The organism is Micromonospora sp. NPDC049102, assembly GCF_043197485.1.
GTDB lineage: Bacteria > Actinomycetota > Actinomycetes > Mycobacteriales > Micromonosporaceae > Micromonospora.
On record NZ_JBICTE010000048.1, the window covers coordinates 25,008 to 39,084 of the forward strand.

Below are 14,077 nucleotides of genomic sequence, written 5' to 3' on the forward strand. Positions count from 1 at the left end.
GCCAGCCCGACAGTGGAAATACATCGCCTGATCGCCCCATCTGGCCAATGATGCACCCACTGATACAGTAATCCCCTAGCGCCATCTCCTTGGATCCCACAGAGCGCTGGCTGCCGAGAAGCCGTTTCTCAGGAGAGCATCTCGGGCAATTTGCTCAAGCGCTGAGTTATGCGGGTTGAAGCGCGGCTTATAGTGGCCCGACCGGTTGTCGAACCTTGTAATAACTCCATTTGCATTAGCATCGAACAAGCCCGCCATGATGACCGGGCTTCCACGAGACAGACTCGTGTGCCCTGCGTAAGGGGCAATCCCATCGATCCAAAGATCGATGTCGCCGATAATATCTCGCGTATGGAAGGCCCGGACGGAGCGATTTGGCATGACCACGTAGTGGTACTCGCCGCTCTTCAGATTACCTCCCGTGCGGGCCCATATCTTCATTGGAATCCATTCCTGAGGATCGCCTTCGGCATGCCAATGCAGCGGATCATCGTATCGGTTGCCATCGTCTTGCACACATGGTTCGGTGTTGTGTACGAGTACCGATTGGCCGCCGGCGATCACGTAGTACGTGTGGAGGTCGTCGACGGTGAGGTTGTAGACGGTGGATTGCTGGGTGTAGGCGTGGGTGCCAGCAACCTGGACGAGATGGCCGTCGGCGGTTTTGAGCCATTGGCCGTGGCGGAGTTCAACGGCGTCGATCCAGCGTCCGCCGGGGGTGTTGGGGTTGCCGTCGTCGTCGGTCCAGAAGGGGTGTCCGTCGGTGGCGGTCGGCGTTTCGGCGTTGTCGTTCTCACCGTTGTCGGGTTGGAGGGTGATGTCGATGAGGTGTTTGTCGCCGTCGCCTTGGATGAGGGCGGTGACGGTGCGTGCGCCGGCGTCGCCGGTTTCCGGGTCGGCGGCGTGGACTTGATCGCCGAGTGTGATCTGTTCGATGGGTTTGGTGGTGCCGTCGGCCATGAGGACCTGGGTGCCGGCGGTGAAGCTGTTGGGGGTGCCGCAGTCGCCGGAGCCTTGGGGTTTGGTGCCCATCGGGTCGACGAGGCTGGTGGGCTGGTTGAAGACGTAGGCGTAGGGGTTGGTGTCGCCAGAGGCGAGGCCGAGGGGGTCTTGGCTGATGAACCGTCCGCTGGTGGGTGAGTAGTAGCGGTTGCGGTAGTAGTACAGGCCGCTGGGGTCGTCTTCGCGACCGGTGAATCGGGTGGTGTTGCCGGCGTCGTCGCCGGTGACGGTGGTGGCGCCGAACGGTTGGTAGGTGTATTCGGCGCCGAGGGTGGTGGTGTCGGCGAGGCTGAGGGTGCTGCCCAACGCGTCGGTGAGCAGGGAACGGGATTCGATGCTGGTGGTGCGGCTGAACGTTTCGTCGAGGCCGCCGGTGAGCAGGTTCGCCGTCGGGGTCGACCCGGTTTGTTCTTGGACGGTGTTGAGGCCGTCGTAGAGAAAAGTGGTGTTGTCGCGGTTGGCACGGCGGCCGAGTCCGTCGTAGCCGTAGCTGACGGTGAGGCCGGGTTTGGCGTATTGGGTGAGTTGGTTTCGGGCGTTCCAGGTGTAGGTGGCGGTGCCGTCGGAGGTGAGGTTGCCGTCGGTGTCGTAGGTGTGGGCGGTGACGCCGTTGGTGACGAGCTGGTTGGCGTTGTCATAGGTGGCCGGGCCGTAGGCTGCGGGGATGTCGGCGCGGGCGTAGCTGCCGCCGACGTGGATCGGCCGGCCAGCGGGGTCGTAGTCGTAGGTCAGGTTCCCCAGGGTGGTGGCGCCGCGGGCGTAGATGAGGCTGGTGAGTTGCCCCGCGTTGTCATAGCCGTACGTCTGGGTCACCCCGGCGGGGAGAGTGAGGGTCTTCCGGCGGCCGACATTGTCGTAGCCGATGCCGACGGTTTCGCTGCCCCGGATAATGCTGGTGAGCTGGTCGGCGTTGTTGTACCCGTACACGGTTTCGGGTTGGCCCGCGACGGTCATCGTGGCGCGTCGGTCGACGGGGTCGTAGGTGTAGTCGACCTGCCCCTGGCCGGTGACCGCCCGGGTGGTGCGGTCCAGCAGGTCCGGAGTCAGAGTGGTCGTGCCACCAGCGGAGTCGACGACCGTGCGGGTGCGGTTACCGGCGTCGTACGTGTAAGTGGTGGTGCTTTCCTGGCTGGACGGGCCGGTGACGCCGTAGCGGACGGTGGTAGGCCGGTCGAGGCTGTCGTAGTCGTAGCCGGTGACCTTGCCGCGGGCTGTAGTGACCGTCTTGAGGTTGCCGCCCGGGTCGTACGTGCGGGTGGTGACCCGGTTCAGCGGATCAGTGACCGTCTCCAGGCGGTCGGAGGCGTCGTACCCATAGTTGGTGGCGTGGGTACGCGGGTCGACTGATCTGGTGAGGTTGCCGTTCGGGTCGTACTCGTAGCTGGTGAGACGCCCGATCGGGTCGGTGACCGTCTTGACCTGACCGGCGTTGTCGTAGGTGACGCGGCTGGTGTTGCCCTGCGCATCGATGGTGCTGACCGGCCGGCTGGTGGTGTCGTAGCTGGTACGGGTGACCCGACCGAGTGGGTCGGTCACGGTGGTCAGGTCACCGAGGGTGTAGCCGAGGGTGGTCGCCCTGGTGGCGTTGTCGGTGACCTTGATGACCTGGCCGGCCTCGTTGGTGTCGAACGTGGTGACCCGGCTCAGCGCATCGGTGACGGTCCGCAGGGAACCATCGGTTTGGTAGCCGTAACCGGTGCTGTGGTTGAGCGGGTCAGTGGCGGTGCTGACCTGGTCGAACGGGCCACCATAGACGGTGGTCGTGGTGCGGGCGTTACTGGTGCCGGCCAACTCGGTGACAGTGGTCGGGTTCCCGTACGTGTCGTAGCCGAGTTCGGTACGCCGGTTCAGGGCGTCGACGTACGCGGTCGGCAGGTTGGTGGTGGAGTGCCGGGTGATCTGCAGGGTCTGCGCGTCAGGGGTGCCGTAGGCGGCGGTGTCGCTGGTGGTGAACCCGGCGCTGTTGAACGTGACCCGGCGGACGTGCCCGTTCGGGTCGGTCAACCGGGTCTCGGTGACCCGCCCGGAGCCGTCGGTCGTGTACGCGAGTTGGTAGGTGGCGCCGCCGGGCATGGTCTGGGTCTGCACCCGACCGTTGGCGTCATAGGCGTTGGTCAGGAAGACGGTGTTACGCGGGTCCTTGATCGTCTTGAGTTTGCCGGCCTCGTACGTGTAGGTGGTGACGCCGCCGTTGACGTCGGTGACGGTCTCCAGATTGCCGGCGGTGGTGTAGGTGTAGGCCACCGCCCGGCCGATGGTGTCCTCAGCCCGAGTGATCCGGTTCGCGCTGTCGTACGAGAACTTGATCCACTTGCCGTTCGGTGAGGTGACCTGGGTGATCGGCCCCCGTGCCCGGACAAAGCCGTCACCGTCGGCCGGGGCCGGGGCACGGGAAACGGTGACGATGTTGCCGTACCGGTCCCGGATCGCCTGCAATGGCGCCTCGTCACCGAACACGTACGTGGTGCCGTCGCGCAGGCGCAGGTCCCAGCCGTCGCCGTTCCAGGCCAGGATCGACCCACTGAACGCGGTCGGGGTCGGATCCGCTTCGAACGCGGCGTTGAGGAAGTCACGCGGTCCGGTGCTGCCCGGGGTGATCCTGTGGTAGCGAACCCGGCCGCCGTCGGGGAGCAGGAGCCAGCAGTCGACGAACCGGTTCGTTGAGTACAGGTTGATGTCGTAGTCGGAGTTGACCCCGATGCCGAAACTCCGCCGCCCGGTGTCGGACTGCTGGTAGGTGCGCCGCACCGCCAACGGCACCACGTCGTCGACGGTCATGTCGGTGTGCTCGTCGAGGAACAGGCCGGTGCCGAGGTCGACCGGGTCGGCGCCGCGTGCCCCACCACCGGGTACCGGGGCGACTGCGGGCGGCGGGTCCTGGCCGGGGGTGATCAGCATGGCGCCGGTGAACTGGTACACCTCGGTGCCCTTGTCCGGCTCCACCCGTTTCCCGTCGGGGGTGACGGTGCCGTGCCCGTAGACGAACCAGCCCTTGTCCGCGGGGTCGTAGTGCCAGAAGTCCATCACCGCACCCGGCTTGGCCTTAAAGAAGTTCGGGTAGATCACCCGCGCTCCGGCCGGGAAAACGTACGCGCTGCCGGGTTGGACGGTGAAGTACGACGGCACCTGCGAACGGGGCAGCGGGAACGGCGCCCGGTCGACCGGGATCGCGGTGATCCCCAACTCGGTGACGACCTTGCCGTTCACGTCCCGGATCACCGCGCCGGCCGGTAGACGTACCTCCAGGCCGGGTACCGCCGGCGTCGTGATCGACACCTCTTTGTCGGTGGGTGAGGCGAACCGCACCGTGTGCGCGGTGTCGAGCTTGGTCAACCAGATCGAGTACGACAGCTCGGTGGTCTGCCCGGCAGCCAGGTCCACACCGATGTCATGCAACCCGAACACCCGGCCGGGCGAACTGGCGGAAGCCCCGTCCACCCGCAACACCCGGTGCCCCGCCGGCAGACCGGTGAGCAGGAACTGGCCACGTTCGTCGGTGGCACTCCGAACCTTGTCGATGCTGACCGTCACCTTCGGCAACGGCTTGCCGTCCAGGGTCAACACCCGCCCGGTCAGCGCAGTGGCACCGGCCGGCGCCCGCAACACTGGTGGGGCCGGCGCCTCGGGCGCGGCACGGTGGGCGTACCAGTCGGTGCCGTCAAGGTTGGCCCGGTCTGGCGTCCACCCCTCACCCTGCGCGCCCGCAGTGGCCGGGGTGGAGGTGCCGGTGCCGGGCATGCCGGTGGTAGCCGACTGGGGGCCGGGCTTACCGGCCGGCAGCCGGACCTCCTCCCGTAATCCGAGGTGCGGGTTCGCCGGATCGCCGCCGAGGCGGGTGCTGGTTGCCGAGGGCCGGGGCAGGGATGGGGTCTGCTTGTCCAGGCCGTCGAACGCCTGCGCTGCCTTGGCGGTTCGGGTGACCAGGGTGGCGCCCATGGTGCCGGTGAACGAGTACGGCCCGATCGTGATCTCGTACGTGCCGCTCGATGGCAGGGCCGGCAGATTCACCGTCGACGCGCCCGCCAGATCCGCCAATATGGCGCCGGTCGGGCTCCGGAGCACGACGAACGGGTAGTACGGCATAGTGCCCGTGCCGTACCGGATGGCGAGGGTCTGCCCGGCGGTGCCGGCGTAGGTGAAGCGGGTGCTCTGCCCCGCCCGGTTCGCGGTCACGGTCTTCGCCGTGTTCAGGCTGATCGCACCGCCGTTGATCTGCTCGGACAAGGTCAACGTGGCCGAGCCGGCCCGCAGGTCGTCGGCACCGACGACGATCCGATACGTACCAGCAGCCCCGGTCGTCGCCTCGACACTGCCGCCCTCAGCGATCGTGGTGTCGAAAATCGTCTGCGACTGGGCGCTCAGCATCCGCACCCGCAACCTGGCGGACCCAAACGTCCACGAAGTGAAGCCCAACGACAGCCGCTGCCCCGCCGTCGCGGTGAAACTCGTCTCCACGTACCGACCCGCGCTGGCCACCGTCAACGCCTTGGCGGCCCCGCCGACCGTCACCGTGCCGGCGTCCACCCGCTCCGCCAACGTGAGCTGCGTCGACCCGGTCTCCGCGTACGGATACACCACCACCTGATAGGTGCCCGCCGCCGGCAACGGGTCCAGGTCGAGCTGCAACTCGGTCAGGACCCCATCGCGCAGCACCGTCCCGTCCGGCTTGAGGATCTGCACCCCGAAGTAGTTCGGGTAGGTATACGACCCGAACCTCAAACTCAGCCGCTGGTTGACCGCACCGGTGAACGTCAACCGGGTCGTCTGCCCGATCCGGGACGACGTGACCGACTTCGCCGCGCCGATGGTCAAGGCACCCCCAGCGACCTCCTGCGCCAAGGTCACCGTCACCGCACCGGTACTGCTGTCCTCCGGTGCCAACACCAGACGGAAACTGCCCGACGTGGCGGGCGTGAACCAGAACGAGCCGAGCGAACCGATCCGCCGCGCAACCACCACCACACCCGACGGGTCGAGCACCTGCGCCCGCACCACCGCCGCAGCCGGGAACGTCCACCCGGTGAAGCCGAACGACAACCGTTGACCAGACGTAGCGCTGAACGTCAGGTCAGCGCCCTGGCCCGGCTGGCTCAGCGACACCGCCACCGACGCCCCGGTCACCGTGATCGACCCGGCGTTCAATCGTTGCACCAGGCGGGCCGTGAACGACCCCGTACTCGAATACGGACTCACGCGAATCGTGTACGCACCGGTCGCCGGTAGATCCGGCAGGTCCAGACGCTGGTTGGACAGGTTGCCGGAGGAGAGAAGAGTGCCGTCCGGGTTCAACACGTCCACGAACGGGGCGTACGGGAAGGAATACGCGGTGAAGTCGAGCGTCAAACGCTGGCCCACCGTGCCCGCGAAACTCATCCGCGCGTCCTGACCCGCGCGAGAGATTGCCACAGTCATCGGGGTACCCAGCGCCAGCATGCCCGCGTCGAGCGAGGTCGACGCTGTCACCGTCACCGCACCGGTACCCGCGTCCGACGAGCCGAACATGACCCGGTACGTCCCCGTCTGAGTAACCCGTAGGTCCAGATTCCCGCCCTGCAAACTCACCGTCGTACGAGTCGCCTGCGTCGTGCCCCACAACAGCGGCGTGCCGTTCGGCTCCCGCACCTCAGCAGTCAAGGAACCGCTCGCGAACGTTGACCCGGTGAAACCCAGACTCACGTACTGGCCGGCGGTCACATCGAACGTCAACTCGGCCTGCTGACCCGCCCGCCCCAGACTCACCTGGGTTCCCGAACCGGTGACACTCAGCGCCCCAGGCACCCGGCTCGACAACGTCGCCGTCACCGAACCAGTTCCGGTACCGGCCGGATCCAACACAATCTGATACGTGCCACTCGACGGCAACGGCGGCAACGCCAAGCCGCCGTACAGGTTCGACAACAGGAACGCCGAGTCGAACTCGTCCCGGGCGAAGGAACCGCCATACGGAGAGAAGCCCACGATCGCGAGTTCGGTGCCGAACGTCGACCCAGTCAGACCGAGGCTGAGACGCTGACCCTTGGCACCCGAGAAACGCAGCAACGCCACCGTGCCCGACGTGCCCACCGTCACCGCGCTCGGCGTGCCGTCCACCGTCAACACACCCGTCGAACCGACATCGCCGGCCGCGTACGACTTCGGCACGGCGATGAAGTCGGTGCCGCTCGTAGCGCTACCCGCAGGAGTGACCACGGTGACCCGACCGGAACCGGCGCTCTCCGGCACCGTCACCGTCAAACTCGACGCACTCGCCGCCGTCACCCGCGCCCGAGTACGCCCCAACGACACGATGTTGTCCGCAGCGGTCGTGGCGAACCCACTACCGGTGATGGTCACCGAGGCACCGGCCCCAGCGGAGGCCGGGCTGAACCCGGACACCGACGGAGTCGAGGTCGCGGTCGCGGTCGTCACGGTGAACGACGACGGACTGCTCGCCGTACCCGCCGACGTCGTCACGGTCACCGCACCGGTGGTCGCACCACTGGGAACGGTCACCACCAAGCGCACCGCCGACGCCTGCGTCACCGTCGCGGCCGTACCGTTGAACCGCACCGTGTTACCCGCGACCGTGGACGCGAAGCCGGTCCCGCTGACCGTCACACTCGCACCCACCGCGGCCCGGCCGGGAACAAGACTCACCACAGCCAGAGCGCTCGACGCGGACCTCGCGACCGACAACAGGTTTCCGCCGTCGTCGTAGTCGTACCGAGCAGCAGCCCCGCCACTACTCGACTGACTGACACCCCGCAGCTGACCCGCACCGTCGTACGAGTAATCCACCGGATTCGACGGCAACGCCGCCGCCGATGACACCTCCGGGGCCGGCACCGCCGCCGCGTATGGCACCGCTGCCGCTGGCTGAGCTGCACCCACTAACGGCAGCTGGGCAACGACCAACATCGCCGCGACCAGACCAGCTCGGACAGACCCAGGCCGTAACCGTGCTCCCACGCGACGCCTCCCCAGCAACCCAGCACAGAGGACACATCGTCACCGCAGCACCACAGAAAGATCCATAGAGATGATCGTCACAGAAAAATGTGGCCAGCGACACGAACAGTAATTGCCGCAAAGATCAACAGACCGGATCCCGAGACAAGAAGCACCGCACGCTCACGATAAGCATCGTGAGTACGTCCCACGGATTCCACACTCGAAGCTCATTCCATCACTGAGCGTGATGGACTCGGGACGATTTGCCACTAGCGCTTACAGCCCGGACCAGTGGCTGCGCAACACACCTTCTCAGTCCTTCAGGCTCTCCGCCTCAGCCACGAAGACACCGACTCCGGCCGGCCAACCAGACCCCCCGCTCGACCAACTCACGTACGGCTTGATTGACCGTCGACTGGGCCACGGCGTACTGCTCAGCCAAATCGCGGCGGCTGGGTAGCCGCGCCCCAGGAGAAAACTCACTTCGATCGATCATCGCGATGAGGTCGTTCAACAATCCTTCGATGTTCGAATGCACGCCCACCTCTGGTAATCCATCGAATCAGCGACTGGTCGCTCCGCAGCCCACGGTAGCCCGGTGGTCACGATCCTCACCCGGTCCGAGAACCGGCGCGCAGCTTCCTGCACAAGCGGGCGACCTGACGGCTGGCACCGCCGTTGCGATCCTCGCCCGGTCCAGCGACCAGGCGCAGCTCTCCAGCGTGACCGCCGACGCGGCGATCCGTCTGCGTCAAGGCGTTGGCAGCAGAGAGGTGCCGTTAGCAGGCAGCCCCAGTGACCACCGCCAACTAGCTGAAAACTCATAATGAGCGGAAACCTCCCAGGTGCACGCCTATGCGACATGAACATGTGATGAGTAGATCCACAATGACGTAGAGCAGGGATGGCTGCCCGTCCCAGCGCGTGCACTGCGCGGTCCGCCAATCCTCATCGTGTCGGATCAGTCCGGGTCGGGCATCAGACCCTGCTCGCGGAGATCGTGGACCTGCCGGGCGGGCGGTGGATACGAATCGAGGTCCGAGGGACGCGGCCCGTCCGGTCCGACCCGGACGAAGGTCTCGACCCGGGTCACCCGGCACGGCACACCCTGCACCTCGAAGTCGTCTGTGGACGGCGGCCGGTGCGCGGCCCGTGCGCGCTCGTACGCCGCCATGACCTCTTCGATCGGGGCATTCTCGCCCGGGGCGAAGGAACCCATGGAGAAGGAGCCCGCGTCCCGTGCCGCCTGCGGCGTCGGATAGGTAACCGCCGTTCGGGGCCGCCAACCGCCACCGACATACGCCCCGATGGTGTACTCGACCGGGAGGAGAACCACGTTGGGATGGGTGCTCACCGCGAGGCGGGAGTCGGCCCGGACATCCTCGCCGACGACGTCGGTCTGCAGGTAGCCCGAAATCATCTCCATCCGGACGAGCCCGTCGGTGAGCCCGGTACCCGCGGTCGGGTCGATGACGAACCCCTCCATCGGCGAACTGCCCCGCTCCGCCTGGCCCGGCGGGTAGGGATCCGGGTCCGTGGGCCGCGGCGGCTCCGGCCCGTCCGGACCCATCCGGATAAACGGCTGGGCGCGGATGATCCGGTAGCGGCGCCCGTTGACGGTGAGCTCGTCGAGCGGCTCCCAGTCGAGCAGCTCGTACGCCGTCTCGTACTCCGCTCTCTCGGTCGCGTGCTCGTCGGCCTCCGGCAGCGCGCTGTGCAGCTTCCGGAAGTGCGACGCAAGGCCGTCGCGGGCATGCTGGGGCTCATCGTCACCGAGCTGGAGAAGCCGCCACCGACCGTCGACCTGCTCGACGAACCCGAAGACCGGCAGACCCCACATCAGCGTCGGATAAGAAATTGACCGCTCCCGGGCGTCGTCCTCGGAGAGCTCCGACACCGGATCGTCCCGCTGCTCGATCCTGACCAGCAGATGATCAGGCACCCGCTCATCGTGATACGTCACGTACGCATTGTGTCGCCCTGACTGCAGAGGCGCAGACTCGCACCGCCGCAGTGGCCGACAGACATCGTCGTTGGTCTGCAACTCATCACGTTGCGCACGTCATGCTTGGCCGCGGCGCTCCCGTCCTCGAGCATCAAAGCCATTTTGATCCTGCATGGCGGTTGGCTTCAATGTGATGCAGGACCAGGATGGCCTGCACGATCGCGGTGGCTCGGCGTGGGCAGCAGCGCAGCTTGACCACGATCTTCCAGGTCGTGAGCGTGGCTCGCTCGTTTCCCGGGCTCGGATCTCGCGTGGGCCCGGTTCACCTCCTCCTGCCTGACAGCTGTGGCCGGAAGCGGTGCGCTTAACCGGAGTGCGCTTCGAAGATCACTCAGATGGACCAGGGCGAGCAGCGCCTGCCGGCCGGGCTCAAGGCACCGCCACCGGGATCGGCACTGCTTATGGTGGTGCGGATGCGTGCGGCGAGGTGGTTCAGGGTCCGGCTGGACAACGGAATCGTGGCGCGGTAGGACAGCATGGCGAGGCACCCGTCCGGGGCTTCGAGTCTTGGTCGACAGCCGTCCTAGCCGGAGCCTCGCACCCTTCGATCACCGGGCCTGCCACACCCGTCCCGAGCTGCAAGATCAGCTTGGACGAGGCTCAGTGATCGGTGGACGTGAGATGGCACCCGGATCGCGGCATGAGCGGACACCGAGTTTGCCTTTCACCGCTTGTTGATCAGCGGTCACGAGCGGCGACACACGTTCGGATGACCGCGGAGCGGTCTCATGTCTCGCATACTGTCCGGCGTGAGGTCGGCGGCGGTCGAAGGAGCGAATGCGTGAAACCCGCCCGGGCACTGCTCGTCGCTCTGCTCGGTTTTACCATCGTCGGCGTTGCGGTAACACTGGTTCTGGCCAGCATTGACCTAATGAAGGCGGATCAGCTGGCGAGCGTGGCTGGCGCGGTGGCCGCGCTGATCGCGTTGGCGCTATCCGTGCTGAAGTCCCGGTCCCTGCCCGACGCTGTCGTTAACGACGACGCGATCTACGGGCGGCTGGCCGCTTCCGCCGAGGAATTTTTCAGCGTGCAGGTGCGCATCGCGACCGGTGGTCATGGCCGCGAACTGCCGCTGCGCTGGGTCGCAGATCCTGATCTCGCCGGTGATGCCGGAAGCCTGGCCGGTCTCGTCGCATCAGTGCGGCCGAAACCATTCATCATTATTGGCGACGCCGGGGCCGGTAAAACGACGCTCCTGACGCTGCTCGGTCGCGCGTTGCTGGCAGACCGCAAGGACCGCCAACCGATTCCGATCCTGTGCGCGGCGGCCTCGTGGCAGCCCGACCTGGAGCTTCCGGAAGCAATCGTCGTGCGGACCCTGGTCGCCACTGGATTCTTGGCTGGCCCGGGGGTGTCTGACGAGGCCGCACTCGCGGGGCAACTCGTCCGGCGAGGGCTCGTCCTGCCGCTCATCGACGGGCTGGATGAGCTCCCCGAGTCGAGGCGCACCAAGGACCACGGGATGTCATAGTTGATCAAAACGTGGGCCGATTGCAGGTCAATACCTTCATTGCCTGCGTCCGTGGTGACGATGATTTGGTATTCGCGTCGCATGAAGGCCAACCGGATTACATCGCGTTCCGCATGGGTTTGGCGGCAGGAGTACATGCGCGCCGAGTAACCACGTTGCTGAAGCCGCCGCGCAAGCCAATCCGCCGAATCGGAATACTCTGTGAAGATGACGGCCTGTTCTTCGCCGCCAGGGATGATCCCGTGCGGTTGGAGGCAGTCGTTGACCAGTCGCCGCCATTTGGAGGGCTCCCAGTCGGGGCTGTCGAGCGTGGCAGCTATTTCATTGATGAGTGAACTCAGCGTGGAGCGCTCAGCCCGGCTCGCGGTGGACGCGCCGTAGACAACCTTGGCCTCGTCGGTTTCGGCCTCGTCGCTACGGCTGTCCCGCTCGGCTTCCATAGCGGCCTCGGCCTGGCTCATCTCTCCCATGTGCGTGTGTCGACGCCGCAGTGTTTCGGCCAGGGCCCACAGCGACGAGGCGGCGCGTTTGCCGTAAACCATGCGGGCAAGCGGCTGCGCGGTTGGCGGGAAATACTCATCCACCATCTCAAGCGCCGCCTGGTAGTAACCGAACTCTGCTGTCGATAGCGGCACCCGGTGGTTTGCGGCGGTTCGGCCCTTGAATAGCCGGCTCTTACCGTCGTAGTCGACGAGATCTTCCTTCATACGCCGCAGGAAGTGGATCGGCCCGGGACGTAGCATCGGCAGGTCGCTCGGCGGCTCCAGCCCGGGATCGGGGTAGATTTCCGGATCGACCAGGTGTGGCAGGTGCCGGAAGAGCCATTCCTTGCCCCGGTGTGGAGTCGCCGTCATAAGTAGCGCACGCGGGATGTTCTTCGCCAGGAGCCGACCGACCTGATGGAAACTCGTCGCGGTCGGGGTGAGCCGGTGGGCTTCGTCGAAGACCACGAGATCCCAGCCGGCCTTGTCTGGACGGATGGCGTCCTGCACCGCGGGGTTGACGGCAGCCAACTCCAGCGACACGACCCACACGTCGTTTGCCCCGACTGCGCCCTCCCGCACGGTGTGAGAGGTGAGGTGGCGCAACCCGCCGCCGAAGAACCGGCTGAAGTCATCGACCCATTTCGAGGTAAGTGCTGCCGGGCACACTACGATCGCTCGCTTGACCAGGCCAAGGCGCTGCATCTCGCGCAGGTACAAACCCGCCATGATCGTTTTTCCAGTGCCTGGCTCGTCAGCGAGCAAGAACCGCAGGAGGGGTTGAGCCAGCATCGCGCCGTACACGGCCGTTGTCTGGTGGGCGTATGGCCTCAGTTGGGTCGACGCGATCGCGCTCGACTCCGCGTTCGTGGCAGCCGCGGTCATCCATCGGGTCCACATACCGGCAAGGACTCGAGCGGAGTCCGCACGTCCATCGGGTACGAGCGTCCGGACCTTCTCCTGCTCGCCCTCCGACACGCTTAGCTCGAAGAGTTTGCCGGCGTCGTCGACGAGGAAGAGCGTCCAATCGCCTGCCGCCGCGCCTGGGAGTGCCATCCGCACGGTGGCGAACTCGGGCATGCCGGCCGCGTTCACCCGCACTCGCTGCCCCTGCTCGAACACCCTGCTCCCATCATGACTGCCGTACGCGTTGCGGGCTCACCCGTCGGCGCTGTCGGCCAACTGTACGAGCGCGACCCTCCAGCGCCCACACGACCAGCAGAGATTACAGGGTGCGCCGCCAGCCGCCCTGGCCCACGCTTCGGCCAAGCGGGTCGAATTGGGGGTCTCTTCTTCCGGCCGCCGGTCGGCCGCGCTGCCGTCCCGCGCCTTCTACCGGCCCCCCTCGCCCGGTAACGGCACTGGCGCCCGATCCACCGCTTATGAGGTAAGGCGCAGGCGGACTGATCGTGGCGGTGGATCAGGCTGGTGCCGTTGCCTGACAGCGGGACGGGGCCGGTCGGCGGCGGGGTCAGCGCGGATCGACGGCTCTCGGGATCTCCCGGAAGTGGCTGGTGACTATCGCCAACGGCGTCCCCCATGCTTCCTTTGCGCGCTGACATAGCGATCCGCTTACGAAAGGTGTCGACGAACTATGTCGGACGTTCTGATCAGACCCGCGCTCATCCCGGGCGCTCGCAGGACAGGGAGATGCCCTCATCCGGTGCGCGACAGGCCGCAGCAGCCTCTACCGGGTCTTCAAATTCCTGCAGATATGACCGATCTGGGTACTCTTGCCCGGTCCTGCCCCACCTCCGGGCATTCCGCTGGGATGACGGCGTGATGGGCGAGGTGTTCAAGACCACCACCGTCGGGCTACCGATGTCGCTGTTCCGCCCAGAAAGCCGGGGGGCGTTGTGGCGCGCCGAGCTCGAACCGGACCAGCAGGCCGCCGGCAGCCGGCTCGTTGCTCACGGCACCAGCGAGACCAGCGCTAGGCGGGCGTTGAGTGACGTGCTCACTGCGGCCTTCGCACGGCTTGACCAGGGCGCTGTCCTTGTGCTGGGCGGTGGCCCTGGTCACGCCAATTGCCTCCACCTGATTCTGCCTGAGCCACACGCCTGGGTCGTCTGGGTCGTACGAGATGGTCACCGTGTTCCGCCCCGGGTTAGATGGAGACATCGAAACCTGGGAGGAACACCAGCGATGCCGGCACCGAAGAAGTACAACGATGAGTTGCGTGAGCGT

The 14,077-nt window shown here is 66.3% G+C and carries 5 protein-coding genes and 2 pseudogenes; 1 reads left to right on the forward strand and 6 read right to left on the reverse strand.

From position 1 onward, the window contains the following. Window positions 1-75: 75 nt before the first annotated feature. The 6 genes and pseudogenes from ACGFH9_RS29630 to ACGFH9_RS29655 all read right to left on the reverse strand — a co-directional run bounded on the left by ACGFH9_RS29630 (window position 76) and on the right by ACGFH9_RS29655 (window position 13,012). On the reverse strand, window positions 76-7,092 hold the full coding sequence (locus ACGFH9_RS29630) for an RHS repeat-associated core domain-containing protein (RefSeq protein ID WP_393225800.1): 7,017 nt from the start codon (window positions 7,090-7,092) through the stop codon (window positions 76-78). Between the two features lie 117 nt (window positions 7,093-7,209). After that, window positions 7,210-7,899 (reverse strand): annotated as a pseudogene (locus tag ACGFH9_RS29635) (IPT/TIG domain-containing protein); the annotation flags it as partial. Between the two features lie 367 nt (window positions 7,900-8,266). Then, window positions 8,267-8,476, reverse strand: coding sequence for a GntR family transcriptional regulator (locus ACGFH9_RS29640; RefSeq protein ID WP_393225781.1), 210 nt, complete (start codon window positions 8,474-8,476; stop codon window positions 8,267-8,269). A 417-nt stretch (window positions 8,477-8,893) separates the two neighbouring features. Next, a complete protein-coding gene (locus tag ACGFH9_RS29645; RefSeq protein WP_393225784.1) occupies window positions 8,894-9,895 on the reverse strand; it encodes a DUF5954 family protein in 1,002 nt (333 codons plus the stop codon). A 133-nt stretch (window positions 9,896-10,028) separates the two neighbouring features. Then, window positions 10,029-10,415, reverse strand: a pseudogene (locus ACGFH9_RS29650) (hypothetical protein). A gap of 575 nt (window positions 10,416-10,990) precedes the next feature. Next, the gene (locus ACGFH9_RS29655; protein WP_393225787.1) at window positions 10,991-13,012 is read right to left on the reverse strand and encodes a helicase-related protein; all 2,022 of its coding nucleotides are present in this window, start codon (window positions 13,010-13,012) and stop codon (window positions 10,991-10,993) included. 657 nt (window positions 13,013-13,669) lie between these two features. Between ACGFH9_RS29655 and ACGFH9_RS29660 the strand changes: the two genes are divergently transcribed. After that, window positions 13,670-14,077: hypothetical protein (locus ACGFH9_RS29660; RefSeq protein ID WP_393225790.1), on the forward strand; the 408-nt coding region annotated here is incomplete at its 3' end.